The following is a 24,171-nucleotide window of genomic DNA, read 5'->3' as shown; positions in this document are numbered from 1 at the left end:
AGCCAAAGGCTTCCATTACAAGGATTTGCGCAACAATCTCTTGCTCAATGAAATCCCAAGTCCGTTTCGACCGCTACTTGAGGACGACCGCAACGGCTTGCTGGTGAACAACCGCGCGGAATGAAGCCAGAGTTGCAGGGTCCGCTGGGTCGTAGCGTCTCCCGGTGCCCAACTGATTGGCATTGCAAACATAGAACAGCGCCCCAGCCGCAACGCTGTTTAGGATGTGCACCGCCGGGACTTCACGAAAACTGCCTTCCGCCACGCCTGATGCGAGGATCCCTTCCAAGTCTCGCAGGGCGGTGTCGGAGAACTGCACCGGATCCTCGCCTCGTGGCGTGGGATCGGCCACCACGCGTTGGATGATACGCGCTGCCGTCGGGCGGTGGACAAGGAAGTCGAGCCAGGCGTCGAACAGCCCAAGCAAGCGATCCAGCGGCGTGTTCGCACCCTGCATCCGCTCGGTCACGAATTGGTGCATGGCAGTGAAGATGTCCGCCTCGACCTCATCATAGAGCTGCTGCTTGCCAGGGAAGTAGTAGACGATTGATGGCCGACGAATGCCGACGACTTGCGCGACATCTTCTAGGCGGGCGGCCGCATATCCAACCTCCGCAAACACCTGCTCGGCAGCGCTCAGTATCGCACTGCGCGTTGCGTCTCCGCGTGCCTGCCGGGCAACGGGTCTGGAGGCGTTGGACAATCGTATCCCCTCAATTAAATGGCCGGCCAAACCGCCCGACCTGAGAGCTGTCATAGTCGCTCTCATAGCCAAGCCCAAGCCACGCAGTGCTCCATCGCATAAAGCACCTTGCTATTCTACCGTCGGGTAGGTAGAAAATCTACCGTGATGTAGATAACCGCGGGCATGGCCGTGGAAGTGCGGGAGAGAATCATGAAGGGATTGGAAAACTTGGCGAGTGCCGTCGCATTGTCGATGACGCTCGGGTCGTCGCCGTCACTCGCGCAAGACGCGGCCGGACAAGCGAGTGAATCCGCCACAGATGGCGGCATCGCCGAAATAGTGGTGACTGCGCAGAAGCGCGCCGAGTCCTTGCAAAAGACGCCTTTGTCGATCGTTGCGCTCACGTCGGCCGATCTTGAGCGAAAGGGTATCCTGGATCTGACCGATCTACGTTCGCAGGTGCCAGCGCTTCAAGTCACGCCCCATCCCAACAGCGCCACGACGGCCCGCGTGTTCGTGAGAGGTGTGGGTAACAACGATGACCAGATCACGGTTGACCCCAGCGTCGCGGTTTATCTCGACGGAATCTATGTTGCGCGCGGACAGGGGCTCGCGGCGGAAATCGCCGAGGTCGAGCGTATAGAAGTGCTGCGCGGGCCGCAGGGCTCACTTTACGGGCGCAATGCTACAGGTGGGGCAATCAACTACATCACCCGCAAGCCGGCACTCGGCGAGTTCCATGCGCGCCAGACGCTTGCGCTCGGGAACTATGACCAGTTCCGTTCGCGCACGAGTGTTAATGTGCCACTGGGCGACAGCATCGCAGTTGAGCTTGCCTACCTGTACAGCGAGAAGGACGGGTTCGTGCGGAACCTCGGCACGGGAGTCTCCCGCTTCGGCGATCAGATGCGCCAAGCTTATCGCGCAACGGCGCTGTGGCAACCGAGCCCAGACGTCGAGCTGCGCTATGCCTACGACCGGTCGGACATCGCCGATACGCCGGCCTACATGGTCCTGGCACCCTTTCATCCCGCGCTTGCGACCAGACCAACCTATGGGTCATCCGCAGTCCGGGGATTGCTGGCAAACGACGTGTCCGCACAGGGCCATGGCCTCACGGCAAGCTGGGCGGTGTCGGAAGCGCTGACGTTGAAGTCCATCACTGGTTATCGCAAGCTCGCCAACTCCACCAACCAGAATTACCTGACCGGAGCACTCGGCCCTTTCCCGGTCTTCGTCACCGCATTCGACCAAAAACAGCGGCAGTGGAGCGAGGAACTGCAGGCGGTGGGATCAGCGCTAGACAACCAGCTCGAATACACGCTGGGCGCATACTTCTTCGACGAGAAGGCATTTAGCTTTGACAGCACTGTGCCGACCGGTCGTCCGACTTCCCTGCGCACCGCGACAGTTCACAACCGCGCCTGGGCGCTCTACGGCCAGGCGACCTGGCGTCCAGCCGCTATCGAGGGGCTCTATCTTACGGGAGGGCTGCGTTGGTCGCAGGACGAACGCGAAGCAACCTTGGACCAGCGCAGCGTAGCACAGAACGGCACTATCGTTACTCGTCCTCAAGGCCGGGGTAGCAACACTTTCAGCGACTACAGTCCAAGCGTCATCCTCGGCTACCAGGCCAGCACGGATCTCAATCTTTATGCCAAGTGGTCTCGCGGATACAAATCCGGCGGGTACAACTTGCGCGCGAGCACGATTAGCCGTTTTGCGGTGGGATATGGACCGGAAAGGTTGGACAGCTTCGAGTTCGGCGTGAAGTCGAGTTGGCTCGACAATCGCCTGCGCGCCAACATCGCGCTGTTCCGTGCAAACTACCGCGATATCCAGGTCAACATCCAATCGGACCCGGCCAATCCGGCTGTGACCGACATCTTCAATGCCGGGCGGGCGCGCATCCAGGGATTGGAGCTGGACCTTACGGCGAAACCCGCGAGCGCATTCACCTTAAGTGCCAACTATGCATATCTCGATGCAGGTTATCGCGAGGTCAGGGATCAGATCACCGGCGCCAATATCGCAGGCCGCTTCAATTTCGTGGAGGCCCCGCGCCACACCCTCACAGTGGGCGCGGAGTGGGTGCTTTCATCAACACCCCTTGGCGTACCAAGCGCCAGCGTCGACTACTACATGCAGAGCGACAAGTTTTCCTCGACCACCGACTCTCGCTACATCATCGGGGATTACGGCCTGCTTAGCGCGAGGGTTGCCCTCAGTGACATTCCGATCGGGGTGGGCAAGTGGCAGCTGGCTGCCTTCGGGCGCAATCTCACTGACACCAAGTACTATGTCGCCCATTTTTCCGCTGGACTTCCCGCAGCCTTCTTTGGCGATCCACGCAGCTACGGCCTCGAACTTCGCTTTGAGTACTGACGGATGACCCTGATGAAGAACCTTGAGCCAGCTGTCGCTTACCTTTCCACACCGGTGATCGTTACCGGCGGCGCATCTGGGATCGGTCTTGCGACTGCCGAGGCGCTGGCTGCTGTCGGACGGCCCGTGGCGCTGTGGGACATCAATGGCGACGCCGCAATCCGCGCAGCCGAACGAATTGCTTTGGTATTCGGAGTGAGGACTCTGGGTTTTGCCGTCGACCTGCGTGAGCTCGCAGCGTTCGGTCCTGCTCTCACGGCCACACGCGAGGCACTCGGACCAATCGGAGCTCTGGTCCATTCCGCAGGAACCGTCGACACGGATTCGATCGATGGACTTACCCCGCAAAGCTGGGATAGCGGTATCGCGATTCACCTTCGAGCCCTAGCGTTTCTGGTGAAGGAGCTGCGCGAGGACATGGCTGGACAGGCCGGTTCGGCAGTGGTCGCCGTCAGCTCGATCAATGCAACCTTGGGAAACGCGGTCAACCCGGTCTACACAGCCGCAAAGGGAGGAATGCTTTCGCTGGTACGGTCGCTGGCTGATCGTCTCGCGCGCGACGGTATCCGCATCAACGCGGTTTCGCCGGGCCAGATCGTGACACCAATGACGAAGCCGGTCATCGACGCGCTGCCTCAAGGGTTTTTCGAAAAGCGCGTCCTGCTTGAGAGGCTTGGCCAGCCCGAAGAGGTTGCAAGAGCCATACGCTTTCTGCTTTCGTCCGAGGCTAGTTACATCACGGCGACAGAACTCGTCGTGGATGGTGGCAATATCTCGTCCCAACGCGGATGAGGGAGAGGGAGATGACAATGCGACTGGCAAATGCATTCGCCCTCGGGCTCTTGATTACTGGTTGTTCGCCCGCGCCAATGCCGCCGGCATTGCAGGCCCATGCCAAGCAGGCGGCCCCCTCGCTGCGACTGGCCGGCGCGCCCAACTTTCGCGACATAGGAGGCTACGAAACGGAGAACGGCGGTAAAGTCAGGACAGGCATTGCCTATCGTTCGGATCAGACCAATCTCCTTGGTGATGCCGATCTTGCAGCACTTGACGCCTTGCATCCCGCTGCGGTGGTTGACCTCAGGACTGCGACCGAGAGGCAAAGGGAACCGGATCGAGTGCCGCCGGGCGTCGACTACGTTGTCCTCGACGTCGCGGCCGACAGCACGGAATCACTGGGCGGAGACATGCGCCTTGCCATGACGCAAATCGCGCAAGGACAAGGAGAGGCGCTCCTTGTGGCAGCAAACCGTGAGTTCGTTACCCTCCCCAGCGCGCGGCAGTCCTACGCCGGCCTGATACGGCTCATCCTATCATCGAAAAGGCCTGTGATCTTTCACTGCACCGCCGGGAAGGACCGCACAGGGTGGGCGACTGCCATCATCCTGACATTGCTAGGCGCAACACGCGAAACTGTTTTGCAGGATTACCTTCTCAGCAACGAACGGCTTGCAGCGAAGAATGCATCAACCCTGTCAGCCGTCGCAGCTTCACAAAGCAATATACCGCCCGCATACCTCGAGCCTGTACTGACAGTGAAAGCCAAATACATCGAGGCAGCATTCTTCGAAGTCGACAGAACATATGGATCATTTGACAAATATGCGCGTGATGGCATTGGATTATCGGAAGAAGAAATCCAAGGACTAAGAGAGAAATTTCTTTCGTCCTGAACACAAAAGGGAGCTCAATCGGCCCAGTGAAAACCTGTTCGGTCAGTCCGTGAACCAATGGCGCAATATTGGAAGAAATATCGTAGTCAACATTCGCTCAGTTCGAATTCCTTTCATCCCGCGCACGACCCGCAGATAGCCTGTATATGAGTTGCGACCTTGTAATGCCTAGTTGCCTTGCCGCCCGCGTCCTGTTGCCTGAAGCGTTGGCCAAGGCCCTTTCGATCATCTGCTTCTCGACAGTCGCAAGATCAAGCCCGGCATCGACGAGCGCGGCAGCCGCTCCTGGGTCAGAGCCAGGGGGCTGCAGACTTCCGCCCTGAGGCCTCCACACAGGTGGACCAAGGATTTCTCCGCCGCTGAACAGATGATGCTGGCGCAGGGGCTCGCCGTCGCGTGCCATGATCACCCCTCGCTCGATCACGTTCTCCAACTCGCGAATGTTGCCGGGCCAATCATAGCCGAGCATGGCTGCAATCGCCGACTCCTCGAAGCCAGTTACCCGTCGTCCATGCCGCTCAGCATAGAGAGCGAGGAAGTGTTCCATCAGCAGGGGCAGGTCCGCGCGCCGCTCCCGCAGTGGCGGAATCCTAATCGGAAACACATTAAGGCGATAGAAAAGATCCGCGCGAAAGGTCCCTGCCTCCACCGCGGCTCTCAGATCAGAGTTGGTCGCGGCGACCAGACGCACGTCGGACTCTTGCAGCTTCGTGCCCCCCACGCGTTCGAATTCGCCTTCTTGAATGGCTCGCAAAAGCTTGCCTTGGGCTGCGAGCGAAAGAGTCCCGATCTCGTCGAGAAAGAGGGTGCCGCCACTAGCCCGTTCGAAGCGTCCCGGCCTAGATACGTTTGCACCTGTAAATGCACCCCTCTCAACCCCGAACAGTTCGGCCTCGAGAAGATTTTCGGGAATAGCTGCGCAGTTTACGGCAATGAACGGGCCTGCCGCACGCCGTCCCATCGCGTGAAGATTACGTGCAAAGATTTCCTTGCCCACCCCGCTTTCGCCAGAGAACAGCACGACGGCATCGGTATCGGCCACATGGCCCAGCAGGTCGAAGGCAACGTTGAATCCCGCGGAGGCGCCAACGATCTGCCTCCCGAGGATTGGTTTCCCGCGCGGCAAGTGTGCTGGCGAGACCTCGCCCAATTGCGACCCCCGCATGTAGCGCACATCGCCGTCCCCGTCCTGCCACTCATCAGCAGGACGGCCGACAATGCGGCAGCACTCGTGCCCCATGGCCACGCATTCAACCTCGCGGAACAGGATGGGGCGACCGAGAAAAACGCTGGCATATCCGCTGGCATAGCCGATCTGAGACCATCCAGCGGGATAGGCTCCGCGCCCGAACAGTTCGAGGTGCGCCTCACACTCGGTCGAGCCGCGCCAGATGTATTCCGCTGCGAAAGTGCCCGTCGCCGTGTCCACCTTCACGCTGACCGGATCGGTGCGGACCATGCCTTCAAGCATGTGCAGTTCCGGCCCGACGGCGAACATCTGCTCAATCGTGGCATCAGGCCTCACCTTGGCTGCGATCTCGGCATCCATTGCGCCGCTGTTGTACCCCTGCCGCGTGAACACACCGCGCGCCTTGTCGAGACCTACAGCCTCGATGACTTCGTGCCGCAGGAGACCGAACGCGCGGGCATGGATCATCATCATTCGCCGCCCGGCGAGCCAGATATGACCTTGCGCATGATCGAAGTGTAGCTGGTTGAAAAGGTCGTCGGACATGCAGCAACCGTATTATTTCAAACAATGATTCACAAGCGCTGTTCGAAATCAGACATTTTGCCCATCAAGTTTTCGCCCTGTCTCGGCGACAGTAGCCGTCCCGAAGAACCGATATACTCGTGAATTCAGCATGATGCGCCCGCGTCGAAATGACGAGCGCAGACTTGGCACGGCCATTGCGATGGATAGGCAACAAAAGCGCTCAACGGCGATGCCAGCCCCGTGGCAACAGAGAGGAGAACTGCATGTCCGATGCCTTGCCTGCGATAAGCCGCAGAACCTTTATTTCCGTCAGCACACTGGCAGGGGTCGCAACAGCAGCACCGTTAGCGGCCTCCACCATAGCTTGGTCCGGCCCCCTAGCTATCGCGTCCCAGCGTTCTGCCATACCCGCCGGCTGGCAGGGGAGTGCGACGGTACTAGCTGGTGACTACTTTCAACGTCTTGGCCAGATCCGCATCGCGTTAGCCACCAGCGTAGGGCGCAAGTTGGCTCTCTTCCTGGATGGTGCGGATGAAGCTCTGTTCGACATCGCCTTAATTGACCGCCGCGCAACGCTGCGTCCGGTCGTCCTTCCCGCAGGAGGAGTCGCATGAACCTGAGCATCCTGTCCAAATGTGCCACGTTCGGCGCGGCACTCGCGGTCGCCCTTGCCCTTCCGGCAGATGCCGCTCCTCCAGCGCCCGCCCGCAACGGTCAGTCTGGTCAATGGGCATCGCCACAGGTCCTGTGGGAGCAAACCTGCGCCCGCTGCCACACAACGGGGGTTGGCCCCGAACTGCGCGGCCGCGCGCTACCCCAGGAATACGTCGTCAGCGTAGTGCGCAATGGCATGCTGGCGATGCCGGCATTCCCGCATTCGGCAATAGATGATGCCTCACTCAGCGACATCGCGCGCTTTGTCTCCACCTCCAGGCTGCCAAAGCCTGCGGCAAAGCACTGAGAGCAAAGGAGAGTTAGATGCCAAGCAAGAAGCCTGCTCCTGTCGCGCAACCAGCGGCACCCGCAGATCCCGCCGTGCTGCCCGCTGGCGTCAGTGCCGCCGACATGCACGCCGCCATCACGAAGTTCGTTGCGATTCTCGGCCCACAGAATGTCATCACCGATGCCGACCACATCGCGCCCTACACCAAGGTCATGATTGCCGAGAGCGAGGACCTGCATCGTCCGTCCGCAGTGCTCTATGCCCGCGAAGTTTCGGAGATCCAGCAGATCCTTAAGGTCTGCAACGAATTCAAGGTGCCGATCTGGACGATCTCGACCGGGCGCAACTTCGGCTACGGTTCGGCCGCGCCCCAAAGCGCGGGCCAGGTTGTGCTCGACCTCAAGCACATGAACCGCATTCTCGATGTGGATCCCGTGCTGTGCACTGCGCTGGTCGAACCCGGGGTGACCTACCAGCAACTCAAGGATTACCTCGAGGAAAACGACATACCTTTGTGGCTGTCTTGCCCGGCTCCCTCCGCGATCGCCGGACCTCTCGGCAATACGGTTGACCGCGGTGTCGGCTACACGCCCTATGGCGAACACTTCATGATGCAGTGCGGAATGGAGGTTGTTCTGGCCAACGGCGACGTCCTGCGCACCGGCATGGGCGGGGTCGAGGGCACAAGCGCCTGGCAGGTCTTCAAGTGGGGTTACGGCCCCTACCTCGACGGCATCTTCACGCAGTCCAACTACGGTATCGTCACCAAGATGGGCATGTGGCTGATGCCAAAGCCTCCGGTCTACAAACCGTTCTGCATCCGCTACGACAAGGACGAGGATATCCACGATATCGTGGAGACGCTGCGGCCCCTGCGCATCGCCAACGTCATTCCCAATGCGATGGTTTTTGCAAATGTCATGTGGGAAGCCGCCGCGATCATGCCGCGCAGCAAGTATTACGACGGCGACGGTGTGACGCCCGACAGCGTGCTCGAGGAGATCAAGGCAAAGGAGGGCCTCGGCGCGTGGAACGTCTATGCGGCGCTTTACGGCACCAAGGAACAGGTCGAGGTCAACTGGCAGATCATCACTGGCGCAATCAAAGCCAGCGGCAAGGGCACGATCATCACGGAAGAGCAGGCCGCCGGCACCCAGCCCTTCGATTATCGCGCAAAGTTGATGCGCGGCGACATGACCTTGCAGGAGTTCGGCCTGTATCGTTGGCGCGGCGGCGGCGGCTCGATGTGGTTTGCCCCCGTAACTGCAGCGAAAGGTAGTGAAACTGTTGAACAGACCCGCCTCGCCAAGCAGATCCTTGGCGAATACGGGCTTGATTACGTGGCCGAATATATCGTCGGGATGCGGGACATGCACCATGTGATCGACGTGCTCTACAACCGCTCGGATCCGGACGAGATGGCCCGAGCGCATGAATGCTTCGCCAAACTGCTCAGCGAATTCGGCAAGCGCGGCTATGCGGTCTATCGCGTCAACACGGCCTTCATGGACCAGGCGGCCGACCTGTTCGGCCCGGTCAAGCGCAAGGTCGACCAGACGTTGAAGAGGGCGCTCGATCCTAACGGAATCCTTGCGCCTGGCAAATCCGGCATCAGGATTTGAGCAGATCCGAGCCGCTTGCAGAGCGTGAACTCACTGAAAGTCCAGCTGCGTCCTTCGTTGGGACGTGGTTGGACGTGGCTCGCCCGAGCGCAATGGCGCCGGCAAAGTAAGACGCAGAGGAACTGGAATGGACGTCAGATCGGTCCTGGTCGCAGATGCCCGGCGCATGCTCGAACGCCTTGCCAGCGGCAGCATCACTCGTGCCCCCAAGGTGACCAGCAGGCCATCGTCGATCTACACCGATGCGGATCGGTTCAAGCGTGAGAAGGAGCACCTGTTCCGACGCGCACCATTGCTGCTGGCAGCGTCGTGTGAGCTGCGCAATCCGGGCGATTGCAAGGTGATGGACGTGGTTGGCGTGCCGTTGCTGATCGTGCGCGGGAAGGACGGCGTGGTGCGCACGTTCCTTAATGCCTGTACCCACCGTGGGGCGCGCCTCATGCGCGAATGCGGGAACGCAGCTCGGCTGACCTGTCCCTACCATGCATGGAGCTTCCGGCTCGATGGATCGCTGCTGGGCATTGCGGCGCGGGAGTCTTTCGGCGAGATCGACAGCGATGCCGCCCGTCTCGTTTCCTTCCCCACTACCGAGCGGGCGGGACTTGTCTGGGCCATCATCGACCCCGCCGCCGAACCCGATTTTGACGCCTTCCTCAACGGGTTCGACCAGTTGCTTGCACAGTTCGGGTTCGACACGTGGCATCATTTCAAGAGCCGCAGCCTACCCGGCGCGAACTGGAAGCTCGCGTTCGATGCCCACCTCGAGTTCTACCATCTGCCCGTATTGCACCGCGAGACCTTTGGTTCTGGCATGAGCAATCTCGCCGAATACTTTTATCATGGCCCGCATCAGCGCCTCGGTTTGCTGACCAAAGCGGACCATGTACTCGAACAGGATGACATCGCCGGCCTCGCCGACATGCCAGAGAGCGAATGGCCGCTCGCCTCCCTGCTGTTCGGCGAATGGATCGTCTTCCCGAACGTCTCGATCAACTGCTTTTACAAGGGCGGACGCGGCGTGATCCTGTCCCAGGTCTGGCCTGGCCAGACGGTAGGAGAATCCGAAACCGTGCAGATATTCTTGCACGAGAACCCGCCGGATGAAGAACACTTTGCAGATGCAACGGCGATGTCGGACTTCCTCGGTAAGGTCGTCGGAACCGAGGACCTGCCAATGTCACGCGAGCAGCAGTCAGTACTCTCATCGGGCCTGCTCCGCGAGGTTCGCTTTGGCCGGAATGAGGGCGGTGTCGAGCATTTCCATGAATGGGTGGATCGATTTGCGGGTTCGCCAAAGGACCTGCCAATGGCACAAGTGATGCAGCGTCCGTGATGGTGCCGGTTTCACCGGTACGTCTCTCACTTTCCCGGAAATCTGCCATCAACAACTGACACCCGCTCCGATCGTCGGTGACAGCCACAAGGGTTATCAAAGCCACTAGGTGCACGCTGTTTGGAGGCCCAAATCGCAGGATCTCCCAGCCAACGATGACTCCTTCAGGTGCGCAGATCAGCGACCAAGGTGGGCATCAAAAAAACGGAGCATCACGTCGTACGCTTCAAGCGATTCGGGAATATCGGAATTGTAGAAGAACCCGTGAAAGAGCCCCTCCCAAACGTGGAGATCGGCTTTGACGCCAAGCGCAACCAGGCGAGAATGTGTCTTCACGGCAGAGCTTAGCTCAAAGCCCCTTGTTCCGGAAATGATCAGCGTTGGTGGAAACTGACGCAGTGTTTCATCTGAGGACCCTGGCGAAACGGTGGGATCTTTCGGATCTGCCCCCTTGAAATAAGGCAGCGCGGTCCAAGGCAATTGCGCGTCGGTCGGCCAGACCGGGGCAGCACGCGCGTCGCCGATGGCAGCGGTCATATAGTCCGCATCCCCACCGAAGCCGAAGGCGGAAGTGGTTAGCCCAGCACAGAATACTCCGATCGCACCCGGACGTGGCAGGCCGTGCTTCTGAAACCATGCCGTAGCCATACCGGTTAGCATTCCGCCCGCAGAGCACCCATAAATGCCGATATTGCGCGCCGGATAGGTTTTGAGCAGTTCGCGATATACGGCAGCCACGTCCTCACTGGCAGCGGGAAAGACATGAGCAGGTCCTTGGCGGTAGTCGACCGATACGACACGGACTTTGCCGATTGCGGTGACAGGGATGGATTCCAGCTCTGCGCACCCCGGGAAACAACCCATGAAGCCGCCACCGTGAAGATTGATCAACACGCGCTTGCGATTCTGGCGTAAAACGCCCTCTCGAGGGCTGTAATCCAGAACGTGCACGCCGCCGATCTGGCGCTCGACCATGGTCGGAGCGAAAGTTGCCTTCGCCTTCGCCAAGTATCCCTGCATGAACACGGGCACGCCAGCCACCTGCTTTAGCTGCTCCGGATCCTGCATGGCCTTGAGGTGGTCGGTCAGATAGGCCTTGGCCTCAGCGCTCAGCATCGAAGAGACCGGCACCGCCATGGCGGGCGCATGGACCGTACCATCGTCATCCACTTGGATTCCGGAGGGCATGCTGGCCTGCGCAAAGGCTTTGGCGACGGGGCCGAGCAGCAGTGCCAGTGCGACCAATGACGCCACAATTCGCTTCAACACCGACATCGCTTTACCCTCTCTTAGCTGGAGCGGATCGCGGGGGTGGCCTGCAGCCGAGTTCCAATCCGGCGAACTTCCGAAGCTATGCGCCTGAAACCGTCGACAATTTCGAGCTGGGTCTGCGCGCCAACCTGATGGGTGGCCGCCTGTTCCTTGGCGCCACGGCCTATCAGATGAACTACAAGGACCTGCAGGTGTCGTCGATTATCGTCGATCCGGTGCAAGGCCCGATACCGGTTACGACCAATGCGGCCCGAGCGCGCATTCGTGGCATCGAGCTGGAAACAAGCTTCCGCCCCACCCCGGCAGATCGGTTCACGGCCTACTTCTCTTGGCTGGATACCAAGTTCCTGCGATTTGCCAACGCACCTGACAATCTGCGCTCAGCCGATACGATCTACAACATCTTCGCGCCGATCCTGGGCTTTGCGCCGATTGCGCCGGCAGTTGCCGATTACTCGGGCAATCGGCTGCCTTTTGCACCACGCTTCAGCGGGCGCTTCAGCTATGCTCACGAGTTCGAAACCGCTTCTGGCTGGAAGATCACTCCGGCAGTCGACTTCTTCGCGCAGACGGCAACATTCGCCAGCGTGGACAACGCCATCCAGGGCCGGATTGCAGGTTACACGAAGACCGATCTCAACCTGCAGTTCGACGAACCTTCGGGGCATGCCTACCTCAACGTGTTCATGAACAACGTCGAGGACCGTCGCATCCCCACAACCGTCGTTCCCGTTTGGAGTTCGACGACGGCCAGCTATGCCATGCCGCAAACCTATGGCTTGCGCGTCGGCTTCAAGTATTGATCGCATTGACAACAGGAAGCGCCGTGGCCGGAGCGATGATCTCCGGCCACGCATGCCGGAGAAGGTCATGCGTATGCCGGTCGATCGCAGGCAAATGCTGCTGGGAAGTGGGCTTTTTCTGATGACTTTACCTGTCAGCGCCGCAAGGGAAGCGCTGAAGATTCCGCAAGGAGCCGGACCGCTTCCGGCCGAATGGATCGGAGCGCCGTCGATCACCTTGTGGGACGGCCTGCTGCCCGGAAGCCCGCGTACAGCGCCCAAGCCATCAATCACACTCGACCCCACTTTCATTACAGGGGTCGCCCGACCGGAGATGCGCGTGTTCCGTCCAAAAAGGAGCAACGGGCAGGCTATACTGACGATCCCGGGCGGAGCCTACACGTTCGTCTCGATCCGCAATGAAGGCACGGACGTTGCGCGTACCTTCACTGAACTGGGCTACACCGTATTCGTGCTAGTTTACCGCCTTCCTGGCGAAGGCTGGGCGAATCGCGCCGATGTGCCATTGCAGGACGCACAGCGGGCGATGCGCTTGATCAAGAGTCGGGCAGGACAATTCTCCATCGATCCCGACAGGATTTCCGTGATCGGATTTTCTGCAGGTGGTCATCTTGCTGCATCGTTGATCACCGCCGGCAGGGACGGCTGCTATGATGGGCGCGATGCGGCGGACCAGTTGGATCCGCTGCCCAGCCTCGCCGCTCTGATCTACCCGGTTATAAGCACCGAACCGCCCTACACGCATCAGCAGTCGGTTGAAATGTTGCTCGGCCCAAATCCGACTGCTGAGGCAATTGAGCGCCGCTCTCCTGCACGCCGTATCGGTGCAAACACGCCCCCAACCTTCCTCGTGCACGCTCTTGATGACGTGCCAGTGCCATCCCAGAATTCCCTGCTGTTCCTCGATGCGATGCAGCGCGCCAGGCGTCCGGTTGAAATTCATCTGTTCGAAGAAGGGGGGCATGGTTTCGGCATCGGCCCATCCAATGCGCCGGCGGGACAGTGGCCCCAACTTTTGAGTGCCTTCATTGCCCGCCACATGGCACCGTCCTGACAACAGGCCTTGGCTTGGCCGACAGTTGCAGCAAGGCAACCCGGTCTCCCCGCGATAGGTCAGAGCTGCTGTCGGCAAGCCGAGGAGACCTTCCATCTCACCAGCCCAGTTCGCGGCGCCCTTGACTTTGGGTTGCCTATGCCACTAGGGCGCGCACCGAAAACCGGGGTCTTGCCCCGCTCATCCATCCCGTTTCGCCGAGTCCTGTCGAAGGGCGTCTTGAGGATCCACCCGGGCAGGGTGGAGGAGTGTATTCATGGCCAATGTAACCGTTATCGGCGCCCAATGGGGCGACGAAGGCAAAGGCAAGATCGTTGACTGGCTGGCCAGCCGTGCCGATGCCGTTGTCCGCTTCCAGGGTGGGCATAACGCCGGCCACACCCTCGTTGTCGGCGAACAGGTCTACAAGCTTTCTCTGCTACCCTCGGGCATTGTCACTGGCACGCTCTCGATCATCGGCAACGGTGTGGTCCTCGATCCGTGGGCGCTGAAGGCCGAGATCGAAAAGCTGACCGCGCAGGGCGTCGAGATCAATGCCGAAAACTTCGCCATTGCCGACAATTGCCCCCTGATTCTCCCCCTGCACCGCGACCTTGATGGTCTGCGCGAACAGGCGGCCGGCTCAGGCAAGATCGGCACCACGGGCCGCGGCATCGGCCCTGCCTATGAAGACAAGGTCGGCCGCCGCGCGATCCGCGTGTGCGACCTTGCCCATCTCGATGCGCTCGATGTCCAACTCGATCGCCTCTGCGCGCATCATGATGCGCTGCGTGCAGGCTTTGGACAGCCGCCGGTCGATCGCGCCGCACTGATCGCCGAATTGCGCGAGATAGCGCCGTACGTCCTGCAGTTCGCCCAGCCGGTCTGGAAGCGCCTCAACACCGTCCGCAAGGCCGGCGCGCGCATCCTGTTCGAGGGCGCGCAGGGCGTCTTGCTCGACGTTGACCACGGCACTTATCCGTTCGTCACCTCGTCCAACACCGTCTCGGGCACCGCCGCGTCCGGTTCGGGTCTTGGCCCTTCGCAGACAGGTTTCGTGCTTGGTATCGTCAAGGCCTACACCACCCGCGTCGGCTCCGGGCCGTTCCCTACCGAGCTTGAGGACGAAGTCGGCCAGCGCCTTGGCGAGCGTGGCCACGAATTCGGCACGGTTACGGGGCGCAAGCGCCGCTGCGGCTGGTTTGACGCGGTGCTGGTGCGTCAGTCCTGCGCCATCTCTGGCGTGACTGGGATTGCTCTCACCAAGCTTGACGTGCTGGACGGTTTCGAGAAGGTGAAGATCTGCACCGGCTACCGCCTGCGCGGAAAGGTGCTGGACTACTTCCCGGCCCACGCCGCCGATCAGGCTGAGGTTGAGCCCATCTACGAAGAGATGGACGGCTGGGATGGCACCACTGCTGGCGCGCGTTCGTGGGCTGACTTGCCCGCCCAGGCGATCAAGTACATCCAGCGCGTGCAGGAATTGATCGAAACGCCGGTTGCCCTTGTCAGCACCAGCCCGGAGCGCGAGGACACGATCCTTGTGCGCGATCCCTTCGTCGATTGAACACCTGCAGCCTCACCATCCGGGCGGATGGTGAGGCTGCAAAGCTTTAGTTCTTCTTGCCGACGGTCACACCTGAATAGATCGATTGCTGTCCGCCCGGCGGATTCAGCTGCAGGAGGAACGAGCCGCCCCATTCGGCAGCGTTGGCTCCAAAGAACATGCCGTTGAGGAAGCTGGTGCTGAGCACGTCGGTGCCGGTTCCCCTGAGGGAGAACGTGTTGCCAAAGCCGCAACCCGGACAATTGCCCGCAAGCGATCCACTGTAAGTAAAGTTGCCGAGGCTCGACGTCGCGTTATTGCCGACATCTGTCGCCGTCAACGCGAGGACGGCGCTGCCAGTGCCTGCGGCGAAGTCTGCCGTGAAGGTGCTGGTCCCCGAAAGCGAAGCCTCGCGCTGCGTCGCACCGTTCCGGCCATAACCGTAGACTACCCCGGAATAGCTTGCCGAGCCCGTTCGCGGGATCTGGAAGCTTGGCGTCAGGCCGCCGAACGGCACATAGTAGTGGGTCGCCACCTGGCGTCCGTCTACCGTGTCGGTTCGCACCACTTCGGCAAAACTGGTGTAAGTCAGGGCAATCGAGGGGTTGCCGCTACCGAACTTGAACACCCGCGCCGTGTAATCGGCACCGCGATACACATCGAAGGTGCTGGTGCTTTCCGCCGCCTTATAGTCCGCCGCCGCCAGCGTCTGCGACAGCTGCACGGCGTTGCCGAAGTTCGTGCCAGTCGTCTTCGACGTGAGAACATATGACTTGTTCGTCGGGTTGTAGGTAACCTCGACATTGGTATCGAGAAGCGCCTGCTCCGCCGGGCTGAGACCGTTGACGACATAGTACTGGGAATCGTTGCCATTCAGCACAGTAGTCGTCGTGAGGCCGGCAAGTCCGCTCTGGGAAGCGGTGCTGTCCGAACCGCGTCCGCCTGCAAGCGTAGCTGCCATGACGGCACCGCCGGAACTGTTAGCCTGAACCACCGCCCCGATCTGCTCCGCAGCCGGACCGAAGAACTTGCCGGTCAGCGTGCCGTTGTAATCGGTCGTACCATCGAAGGTGATGTTACCATTGAACGCATTGGCGCTTGATGAAAGCGTCGCGTTTCCGCTCCAGTTGCCTGCATCCGATTGGGCTCCCGGCAGGCCCGCCGAGGTGCCCGGAATGGCATTGCCAACAGTATAGGCTCCAAGCGTCGAAACGGCGCCAGTCTGGAAGTTGACGTTGAAACTGCCATTGCCGTTCACGCCACTGATCTTCGACCCGTTGGCCAGTATCCCGCCATTGAGGGAAACGTTGAAGGCAGCCGTCCCTGTTCGCGGGGTTGAGGAATTGGCCGTCGCGAAACCATAAACGAACGCATCTATCTGGCCGATGCTCGATCGCCGGTCGGTCAGAATGCCTGCGCGCAGGTAGTCGCTGCTTGTGTAGAAGTCATACGTCAGCCCGACCTGTCCCGCCTTTGTCGGCTGCCACATGATCCGGGCATCAGAACCGTAAAACACCAGTGGCGATCCATTCTCACCCTGATGCACAGACGCAAGCCCGCTGCCGGCGCCCACTGCTGAAAGATAGCCTGCTCCATCAAGGGTGCCCTTCACGGAGGCGCTCAACGGTTGATAGAACTGGTCGGTGGAAGGGCTGGCAAGGCTGGTCGAGGTATTGACCGGTGTCGTGCCGCGAGCGCCGTAGATCACACCGGTTGCGGCGACGTCCGAGTTGGGGTTTTGCGAGAAGGCCGCCCCAACTTCCTCGGCGTTGGGGCCGAAGAAAGCCCCGTGCAACTCACCCGTTCCGGCGCTGCCCAAGGTCAACTGGCCAAGAAAACTGTTCGCGCTCTTGGACAGCAGCGCAAAGGCGTTCCAGTTATAGCCCCGCGCGGTGACATTGGTCTGAACATCGGTCTCGTCGTAGAAGCCGCTTCCGGCAATGCCGCCGGACAGGAAATCGACCGAAAGCTTGCCTGTCCCTCCCAGCGCATAAATGTTCGTGCTGAACGTCCGCGCGCCCAGCAGCTTTACATCGAAGCTGGCCGCGCCCGTCCTCGGCAGCGTTCCGTTCGGCGTCTGTACCCCATAGGCGAAGGAGGAAATGCGCCCATCGATCGTGGTGCTTCCATTGACCTGGCGCTGCCAGATCCCTGCCCCCACGAAACGGGTCTGACCTGCGGCTGTGCCTGTCGTGGTCAACGAGAGGAACTCGGTCGTATTGCCCGAAACGAACTTGTAGGTCGTGATAGCGCTGTTCGATTGCGTCGCGTCGATGTCGCCTGGACCGAAAGTGCGGCTGCGCGTGCCGTCCGAGACAGTCCAGGAGCGGTTAGTGGCATTGTAGGAGACCGTGAGCACCAAGGCTGAAGCCGAGGTGCTGACGGCGGCGCCATTGGTCGGAACACTTACAGTTCCGACAGATGCCACGTTCTTGAAACTTTCGCTGACAAGCGGCGCGACCAGGCTCGTGTTTGCTGTCGGTGTCGGTGTCGGTGTGGGCGTGGGTGTCGGCGTAGGCGTAGGCGTGGGTGTAGGCGTGGGTGTAGGCGTAGGTGTAGGCACCGGAGTGCTGCTGACGCCATTGCCGCCACCGCCGCACGCTGCCAGCATCAATGCAATGGTCAAGGCAGACGCTGTCGCCGCCCTGCGGTCATGTCTGGTCATTGCCCCTCTCCCCTTTTTCCTTACGCTAGAATGCCGACGTCAGGCCAAATTCCGCCGCGCGCCGATCAAAATCGAAAATGCCCACCGTCGAACGGTTCCGCTCTATCCTGAGGCGCAGGAAAGGTGCGATGCCCTTCCACTGGATGGCGCGGAACGTTGCCGAAAGCCCGAGGCTGAACCGGTCATCCACACGCTTTCTCGGATAGAGGAACAGGCGCTCATCGGCCTCCAGGCGCGAGTAGCTTCCGTCCATCACGACCGTCGTCCTGCCCAGTTCCCTGAACACATACGCCGATGTCCCGCCGGTCCAATCCGACCAACCCGGATCGCGCGCCGAGGTGCGGCTCATCCGCAATTGCATCCCGCCGCCAAAGCGCGCGCTGAAGGCACGATCGATCCCGAGCGTGCCGGCATAAATGGTTGAATCCTGCAAGTCGTTGCGGCGATTGTCGAGGCGCGAGACAGCCGCTTCGGCACGCACCTGCGATCGCTTGCCCAAGGGGTGCTGGAAAACCGCAGTGCCCCCCCATCCTTGGCTGAACGCCGCTTGGCCGTACCAGCGCCAGGACGGGCCTCCTGAGAAAGTGATCCGGTCTGCACCGGACTGGAACTCTGGTCCGAATTGCACGGCCAGCGCATAATCGTCGAACTGTCCGGAGCGATAGAAGTCAGCGCTGCCTGATACCCGCGCGAGCAGACGGGCTCCGGCGCTAAGCGGCACGCGGAGATACCCCTGCGCGCGCGCCGCAAGCCCCAGGCCGGACTTGGCTTTGGCGTCGTCGCTTAGGGTAAAGTCGCCTATGACAGTGCCTAGCGTGTCTGCCCTTGTTGCGCGATTGATGTTGCTGTCTGGCGCAAGCGCAAGCTCCAGGCTGCCGCCAAGGGGTTTTGCCGCAGCAAGCGCCGCAGCGTAGAAACGCACGGCACGCTCGACGTCTGCCGGAAGTTGGCCATTGGCTTGGGCGGCACGCATTTCACGCTCGGCGGCGCCAAGTCGCCCCATCATCGCGTCCATCCGGGCCAGCTCAAGTCGCACCCGCGCGGCATCCGGCTTTTCGTCGAGGATGCGACGCAGTTCGACCGCAGCATCGCGCGTTCGCTTCATCTGGTCGGCAAGCATCATCGCCAGGCGAAACCTTGCTTCGCTCCGCAACTCGATATCTGGGTTGCCCGCCAAGGCGCGATAGGCCGTCTCTGCCGTGGCGTAATCGCCAGCATCGCGAGCAGAATCGGCCAATTGGAAAAGTTGCGCCGCTGTCAGCTGCAAGCTGGGCGCCGATTCGTCCTGCTTGGCATTTTCATGTGCTGTTTCAATGAGAAATCGCTGAGACTGCACTAGTTGCGCTGGAACATCCGAAATGGAGGCAGTTTGCAGTAAGAACACCGATCCGATATTGCGAACAAATCAGCAGTTATCAAGCGCGGAAAAGACGTCGTTTCAACCGAGGCCATATTCACCTGCCTCCGGGTCACCGCGAAACTATATCCAGAATCGAGATAAACGATCTTGACCTGATCCACATATGTTCCACTCATGTTCGCACTTAGGGCAAGTACTGAGGGAACATTGCAATGACGCTGGTCCAAGCCTTCGCACCAAACTTTGCTGCAACAGATTTTGACGTCCCTCCTTTCGCCGACGAGCAGGCAGCGTGGCTCAGCCCTTCCGCGCCTCTTGCCGTGTCAATCTTCGCCGATCGTAGTTATCTGCGCATGGAGATGGCCGAAGATGCATCGGCTGCAGGGTTGCGCGTCTGCGGCACGGGCGAGCTGACGCAATTGCTCGATGCGCGTGCAGAGCAGACCTTGGGCGATCTGGTACTGGTCGATTGCCCGCTCCTCGAAGGTGCCGACATTGCAGCACTTGTCTCGCTGGATGAACGTGCTGCCCGCACAGGTAGCCAGTTGATCGTTTCGACGAGCGTGGGGGCACTGGATGATGTATTCGGTTGCCTTGATCAGTCCGGTGCGCAGATCCTCGTCAATCCATCTCGGTCGGACCGGGTCATCGCGCTCGGCCACGTCCTCGCCTCTCCTACGCTCTCGGCCAAGGGAGGCCGAGTTCGTGAGCTGTCGGACACCGATCGCATGTCCTTGCTTCGCTTGACCCAGCAGGTAAGCGAAATCGCCAATCGCCTGGAAACGCTGTCTGGCTCATCGGCGGCGACTGATCACGTCCAGGCCTCCGCCTTCGCTTTTGATGCGACCGGAGAGCGTGACTGTGCCGGCGTGCGTATCGCGCGAGGTACTCGCCCCTCGCTGCCCGACCCTCGCCTTGTCCGCAAGATCATACGCCAGCGCCAGTTGCGCGCCCGCTTCTTCGAAGGCGATCTGTTCGCTGACCCAGCATGGGACATGCTGCTCGATCTCACGGCGGCGCGGGCCGAACACAAAAGGGTTTCCGTCACATCTCTGTGCATTGCATCGGGCGTTCCGCCGACAACTGCGCTGCGGTGGATCGGCCAGTTGACCGAGGCCGAGCTTCTTTGCCGGGCGGAGGATGCTACGGATCGCCGCCGCGCGTTCATCGCCCTTTCGGACAAAGCGGCTGACGCAATGGCGCACTACTTTGCGGAAATCGAGGCGGCCGTGCCACCGCTCTGACAACCAGCAACTCAAGTTCGGCAACCGCGAGAGACAAAGCCAGTCGCTCCGCAGCCCGACAACGAGATAGAGTTATCGACGCCTGTCCAAGGTGGCGTGAGACATTTCGGTTTTCGGCGGTGGGCTTACTGCGGCGTCACGCAATTTGGCTTCGATCCGGGCGTCGGCTTCCTGCGGACTGACCGTATCCCAAAAATCGCCGTCCACGTTGTAGAGGAACGCCTTCGTCGTATGCTCGATGCGGTAGTTGTCGCCGGACTGCGGAATGATCTTCACGAAGACACCAGCATTGTCCGTAATGCGGTTTATGACTTGCGGTTCGCCTGTCAGCGCGATGATATTCTCCCCAAGGCTTTTGACAAAGGCATCAAGGCGTTCCGGAGTGTCCCGCGCGGGATCTACGGTGATGAACACGATCGGCAGGTCTTCATGCGTCCACCCCATCCGGGCTCGGATGCGCGAAAGCCGAGCAAGCATCGCCGGGCATCTGTCGGGACAGGATGCATAGCCGAAGTATGTAATGTACGGATGCCCCTTTAGGCTGGACCGCTGAAATAGTGATCCGTCCTGCGCGACGAGCCGATAGTTGCCGTCTTCAGCAACACCTGACTGTTCGTATCGCCTCTCCGGCCGCGCAGCCCACCACAGATACCCCGCCGCGCCAAGCAATAGCAGAAGCACGACAATCAGCCGCAGCTTACGATCCATGAACGATCGCCGGAAGTCGCTCTGCATGGTCATGCCGCCGAGATAGCAGGTGAAAATCTCTTCGGAAGGATAAGTGTCGGTTTTTAGTCAGAATTAACAATCCTGTACGTCAGACTGGCCTTGCCGCGCGCAGGTATCACGACCGACCAGATCGTCCGTCCGTCCCTGCGCACAAGACGTCGCTGCGAGATACCCTCCATTCTCCCACCTGAGAAAATCCGGGCCTCGAAGCGCACAGGAACCGGCCGAGCATTGCTCACGTCCAATGCCACCGTACGCGATACGTCGTCAGAAGCGATCTGCCGGACGCTGGCCGCAATCTGCGTCGCCTCTCCAAGCACGATCTCGACGTCCTCCCCCACCGCGCGGTCTGGAAGCCCACCCTCCCCGGCCAAAAGCATTGCCCCTTGATCCGGGCCAGAGCGAACCGGTTCGAACACCGTTACCGGCCCACCCGGCAACGGCAGGCCCAACCCGTCTTCCTTGCGGTTGCGCGTGCGCAACATCTGGCGCACCTCTCCGACCCTGTCTTCGGAGACATCCGCACGATAGAGTGCCTCCATCTTCACGTCATGCTTCTGCGCCAACGCGACCTGCTTCTGCGCATTGGCCGCCACGGTAACCGGCACTGGCACCCGGTACAGCTTGAGATCGCCAAGGCCCTCCTGCTGCACGGTGACGGGCGCATTCAACGGACCCACACGCTGAGCCGTGACCACGATGTCGGCCATTTCCATCGCTGGCGCGGGCATGACCATAGGCGGAGGCGGCGGTGCAGGCGGGGGCGGTGGTGCCAGCTGCGACAGCGAACAGGTCAGTTCCAGTTCCCCGCCCGAGGGCTTTTCCCCTTGGGAGCTGTCCTCGCGGTTGACCTTGCCTGCGATCACCGCAGTCTCCGCATCGGCAAAACTCATGGAATCGCTGCTGGCCAGGGTTACCCACGCCGAGACATCGGCCGTCTGGCCATCCGCGTTCATTCGCACGACGTAGTTGGATTGCCAATCGAAACCCCAAGCGAGGTAGGACAAGGACAGCGTTGCCTTGTGCGCCACCTGGCTATCCGTTTCGATTGAAAGCGTCGGCTTCGCAGACAGGTCCCTTGGTGCTTCGGGATAGAGTATTTCGTCCTCGAGGCCGCCGCAGTTGGCAACCTCGAAGCCCGCTGCCGTCTGCACGATGGCAGCCCCATCAGGGCCAGAGCGGATCACCGCGCGCTCTTCGCGGACCGTGTCGGTCGCAAGGTCGGTTCGCCGCAAGATCACCGGCCGGCCAAACATGCGCGCGTAGAGGCTGCGCGGCGAAAGCAGGTCTGCATCAAGGTTCTTCTCCCGCACGCCCGAAGGCAGTCCGGTGACGATCGCGCTTTCCGGGAACAACCCCGCCGCCACGCCTTCGAAGCGCACGGTGGCCTTGCCCGCAGGGATATCCACGGTGCGCTTCTCGGTAACGAGTGCATAGCCTTCGAGCCAATCGAGATCCATCGCCTCGTCGCTGTCCCGGTCGGGCGCGCGATAGATGCTGACCGAGACGCTGTCGGACCCGGGCGATGTGACAATCCCCTGTCCCAGCGCTGGTGCCGCGCTCAGCATCAGGGCCACGATGGCAAGGCGGCGCACCGGCGCGCTCAATATCGCGTGTCGAACTGCACGGTCAGCGTGGCCTCGCCATTGGCAGAGACCGGGACCTGCCACACCCGCTCGTCGGCCGAGCGCTGCTCGCCCTTGATGCTCTCGCTCGGCACGCGCGCATCATGCCACCAATTGTCGAGCCCGCCCTGTACAACTTCAACCGTCACCGGCGTGGCCCGGGCGTTGGTCACCTTGTAGGTCATTGTCGTGCGCCAGAACACCTTCTCGCTCTCCACCGTCACTTCGCTGGGGGCCTTGCCCGGCGTGGTGATGCGATAGCGCGCAGTCTTCTCCCATTCCCCGCTGTCGATCCGGTCGCGCTTTTCAAGCACCGGCTGGACCTTCACGTCGAACGCCTCGCCAGTCTTGAGGGCAAGGCTGGATCCCATCGGGGTGTGGCCGATTGCATTCTCGCCGATGAACTGCGGCTGCCCGCGCGCATCGCGCATGTAGACCCGCACCGTGCCTGCAGGCAGGGCATCGCCCAGTCCGGCTTCCCTCGATGTCGAAAAGCGCAGCACCGTATCGGCGCTCTGCGGCTCGGTCTGGCTGGAAAGCCAGCCGTTGCGGAAGTGATAAGCCTTGGTCGCGGGCGCGCCGCCGACGTCGAGGAAGCTGACTTGCTTCTGCTGCGCATTGGCCACCGTGGTTCGCCCGGCAATCGGATAGACGTAGAAGTCGCCCAGGCTCTCGCGATTTGCACTTTGCGTTCCGGGTCGGTTCCCCGGCATCATCGGACGCTGGGGCCGAAATCCGCCATTATAGCCGCCGCTGCCATCGCCGACTGCGCCCGCCACCAACAGCACCTTGGCCTTGTCAAACGTCGTGCCGCTATTGTTGGTGAGCGTGATCCAGCCCTGCACATCAATCTTGCCGGCTGCCTCATCGAACAATGCCACGTAATCGGCCTTCCAGCCGAACCCGCGCGAGAGATAGCTCAGCGAAACCGGGCGCGCGCCCGGCGCGGTCGTGTCCAGGGTTACCGACAACGTCGGGCGCGCCCGCAAGCCCGGCGGCAAGCTGGAAAACAGCACTCGCGCACCGTAATTCTGCAAGACTTCGATGTGGTTTCCCACGCGGACGATCGTTCCGCCGTTATTGGCGAGGATTGTCGCCGTCTCGCGCTTGTCGTCTGCCCCGCGCACGAGTGTCACGGTCTGTCCAACCGCTTTGTCCATCAGCTTTTCGGGCGTCAGCAGGTCGTAGTCGAAGTTCTGTTCGACAATGCTCGTGCCCCCGGCATTCAGCGTCACTGTCTCTGGTCGGATGGCTGCAGAAACATCAGGAAACTCCTGACGATGCCGCCCCGTCGGCAAAGACATCTGCCGCACGTCCTGCACCAGCGCGAGATCGTTGTTGTAGATGGTGAGCGAGACGTCGCCTTGCGCGCTTGTCGGAATGGTCTGAGCCAGAGCCACTATGGGAACAGCCGATCCCAGAAGACCAAGAACCTTGCGCATCTGCCCCTCCACCGTTCTCGAAAGGCTAACCTCTCTCCGGTGGCAGATCAACGCAGGCTGAACGACGGTTGCGATGAAACATGAGCGGCCTAAA

Annotated in this window: 19 protein-coding genes; 11 read left to right on the top strand and 8 right to left on the bottom strand. The window is 60.9% G+C overall.

All coding sequences use genetic code 11. From position 1 onward, the window contains the following. Window positions 1-73: 73 nt before the first annotated feature. Window positions 74-703: a TetR/AcrR family transcriptional regulator gene (locus IM701_RS03100; protein ID WP_039332613.1), complete on the bottom strand. Its 630-nt coding sequence runs from the start codon at window positions 701-703 to the stop codon at window positions 74-76. Between the two features lie 192 nt (window positions 704-895). On the opposite strand from IM701_RS03100, the gene IM701_RS03095 reads away from it, so the two are divergent. Genes IM701_RS03095 through IM701_RS03085 form a run of 3 tightly spaced genes read left to right on the top strand, consistent with a single transcriptional unit; the run spans window position 896 to window position 4,743 of the window. Continuing rightward, window positions 896-3,070, top strand: a complete 2,175-nt coding sequence (locus IM701_RS03095; protein ID WP_193827753.1) for a TonB-dependent receptor — start codon at window positions 896-898, stop codon at window positions 3,068-3,070. 12 nt (window positions 3,071-3,082) lie between these two features. Further along, window positions 3,083-3,862: an SDR family NAD(P)-dependent oxidoreductase gene (locus tag IM701_RS03090; RefSeq protein ID WP_370584344.1), complete on the top strand. Its 780-nt coding sequence runs from the start codon at window positions 3,083-3,085 to the stop codon at window positions 3,860-3,862. 11 nt (window positions 3,863-3,873) lie between these two features. Continuing rightward, window positions 3,874-4,743, top strand: a complete 870-nt coding sequence (locus tag IM701_RS03085) for a tyrosine-protein phosphatase (protein ID WP_193827751.1) — start codon at window positions 3,874-3,876, stop codon at window positions 4,741-4,743. Between the two features lie 97 nt (window positions 4,744-4,840). Here the strand turns inward: IM701_RS03085 and IM701_RS03080 are convergent, their stop codons facing one another. Continuing rightward, window positions 4,841-6,478, bottom strand: coding sequence for a sigma-54-dependent Fis family transcriptional regulator (locus IM701_RS03080; RefSeq protein WP_193827750.1), 1,638 nt, complete (start codon window positions 6,476-6,478; stop codon window positions 4,841-4,843). A 245-nt stretch (window positions 6,479-6,723) separates the two neighbouring features. Here IM701_RS03080 and IM701_RS03075 point away from each other — a divergent pair, with 245 nt between their 5' ends. From IM701_RS03075 to IM701_RS03060, 4 genes are all read left to right on the top strand, one after another. Next, window positions 6,724-7,074, top strand: a complete 351-nt coding sequence (locus tag IM701_RS03075; protein WP_062348066.1) for a hypothetical protein — start codon at window positions 6,724-6,726, stop codon at window positions 7,072-7,074. Next, on the top strand, window positions 7,071-7,421 hold the full coding sequence (locus tag IM701_RS03070; RefSeq protein ID WP_062348063.1) for a cytochrome c: 351 nt from the start codon (window positions 7,071-7,073) through the stop codon (window positions 7,419-7,421). The genes IM701_RS03075 and IM701_RS03070 overlap by 4 nt, the downstream gene beginning before the upstream one ends. Before the next feature lie 17 nt (window positions 7,422-7,438). Further along, window positions 7,439-9,025: an FAD-binding oxidoreductase gene (locus IM701_RS03065; RefSeq protein WP_052242121.1), complete on the top strand. Its 1,587-nt coding sequence runs from the start codon at window positions 7,439-7,441 to the stop codon at window positions 9,023-9,025. Window positions 9,026-9,152: 127 nt separating this feature from the next. Continuing rightward, window positions 9,153-10,358 carry an aromatic ring-hydroxylating dioxygenase subunit alpha gene (locus IM701_RS03060; RefSeq protein WP_193827749.1) on the top strand — a complete coding sequence of 402 codons (1,206 nt, stop codon included), beginning with the start codon at window positions 9,153-9,155 and terminating at the stop codon, window positions 10,356-10,358. A gap of 177 nt (window positions 10,359-10,535) precedes the next feature. Here IM701_RS03060 and IM701_RS03055 read toward each other — a convergent pair whose 3' ends face one another. Further along, window positions 10,536-11,633, bottom strand: a complete 1,098-nt coding sequence (locus IM701_RS03055; RefSeq protein ID WP_193827748.1) for an alpha/beta hydrolase fold domain-containing protein — start codon at window positions 11,631-11,633, stop codon at window positions 10,536-10,538. On the opposite strand from IM701_RS03055, the gene IM701_RS03050 reads away from it, so the two are divergent. From IM701_RS03050 to IM701_RS03040, 3 genes are all read left to right on the top strand, one after another. After that, window positions 11,603-12,433 (top strand): TonB-dependent receptor, encoded by an 831-nt coding sequence (locus IM701_RS03050; RefSeq protein WP_193827747.1) that lies wholly within the window; start codon window positions 11,603-11,605, stop codon window positions 12,431-12,433. The genes IM701_RS03055 and IM701_RS03050 overlap by 31 nt on opposite strands. 67 nt (window positions 12,434-12,500) lie before the next feature. Further along, the gene (locus IM701_RS03045) at window positions 12,501-13,487 is read left to right on the top strand and encodes an alpha/beta hydrolase (RefSeq protein ID WP_230487776.1); all 987 of its coding nucleotides are present in this window, start codon (window positions 12,501-12,503) and stop codon (window positions 13,485-13,487) included. 256 nt (window positions 13,488-13,743) lie between these two features. Next, window positions 13,744-15,033 (top strand): adenylosuccinate synthase, encoded by a 1,290-nt coding sequence (locus IM701_RS03040; protein ID WP_039332593.1) that lies wholly within the window; start codon window positions 13,744-13,746, stop codon window positions 15,031-15,033. 46 nt (window positions 15,034-15,079) lie between these two features. On the opposite strand, the gene IM701_RS21800 is transcribed toward IM701_RS03040, so the two are convergent. Both IM701_RS21800 and IM701_RS03030 read right to left on the bottom strand, forming a co-directional pair. Continuing rightward, on the bottom strand, window positions 15,080-17,677 hold the full coding sequence (locus IM701_RS21800; RefSeq protein ID WP_230487775.1) for a transferrin-binding protein-like solute binding protein: 2,598 nt from the start codon (window positions 17,675-17,677) through the stop codon (window positions 15,080-15,082). A 25-nt stretch (window positions 17,678-17,702) separates the two neighbouring features. Beyond that, window positions 17,703-18,914: a surface lipoprotein assembly modifier gene (locus IM701_RS03030; protein ID WP_230487774.1), complete on the bottom strand. Its 1,212-nt coding sequence runs from the start codon at window positions 18,912-18,914 to the stop codon at window positions 17,703-17,705. Window positions 18,915-19,249: 335 nt separating this feature from the next. Between IM701_RS03030 and IM701_RS03025 the strand changes: the two genes are divergently transcribed. Continuing rightward, the gene (locus tag IM701_RS03025; protein WP_193827746.1) at window positions 19,250-20,281 is read left to right on the top strand and encodes a winged helix DNA-binding protein; all 1,032 of its coding nucleotides are present in this window, start codon (window positions 19,250-19,252) and stop codon (window positions 20,279-20,281) included. A gap of 72 nt (window positions 20,282-20,353) precedes the next feature. On the opposite strand, the gene IM701_RS03020 is transcribed toward IM701_RS03025, so the two are convergent. The 3 genes from IM701_RS03020 to IM701_RS03010 form a co-directional block, all read right to left on the bottom strand. Further along, window positions 20,354-20,989, bottom strand: a complete 636-nt coding sequence (locus IM701_RS03020; RefSeq protein ID WP_193827745.1) for an SCO family protein — start codon at window positions 20,987-20,989, stop codon at window positions 20,354-20,356. Window positions 20,990-21,072: 83 nt separating this feature from the next. Further along, entirely contained in the window at window positions 21,073-22,605 is a 1,533-nt protein-coding gene (locus IM701_RS03015; protein ID WP_230487773.1) for a DUF4139 domain-containing protein, read from the bottom strand. A gap of 8 nt (window positions 22,606-22,613) precedes the next feature. Continuing rightward, window positions 22,614-24,077, bottom strand: coding sequence for a DUF4139 domain-containing protein (locus IM701_RS03010; RefSeq protein WP_193827744.1), 1,464 nt, complete (start codon window positions 24,075-24,077; stop codon window positions 22,614-22,616). Window positions 24,078-24,171 lie beyond the last annotated feature (94 nt).

Source organism: Novosphingobium sp. ES2-1 (genome assembly GCF_015169775.1).
Classification (GTDB): Bacteria; Pseudomonadota; Alphaproteobacteria; order Sphingomonadales; family Sphingomonadaceae; genus Novosphingobium; species Novosphingobium subterraneum.
This window is presented reverse-complemented; position numbering and strand designations above follow the sequence as displayed.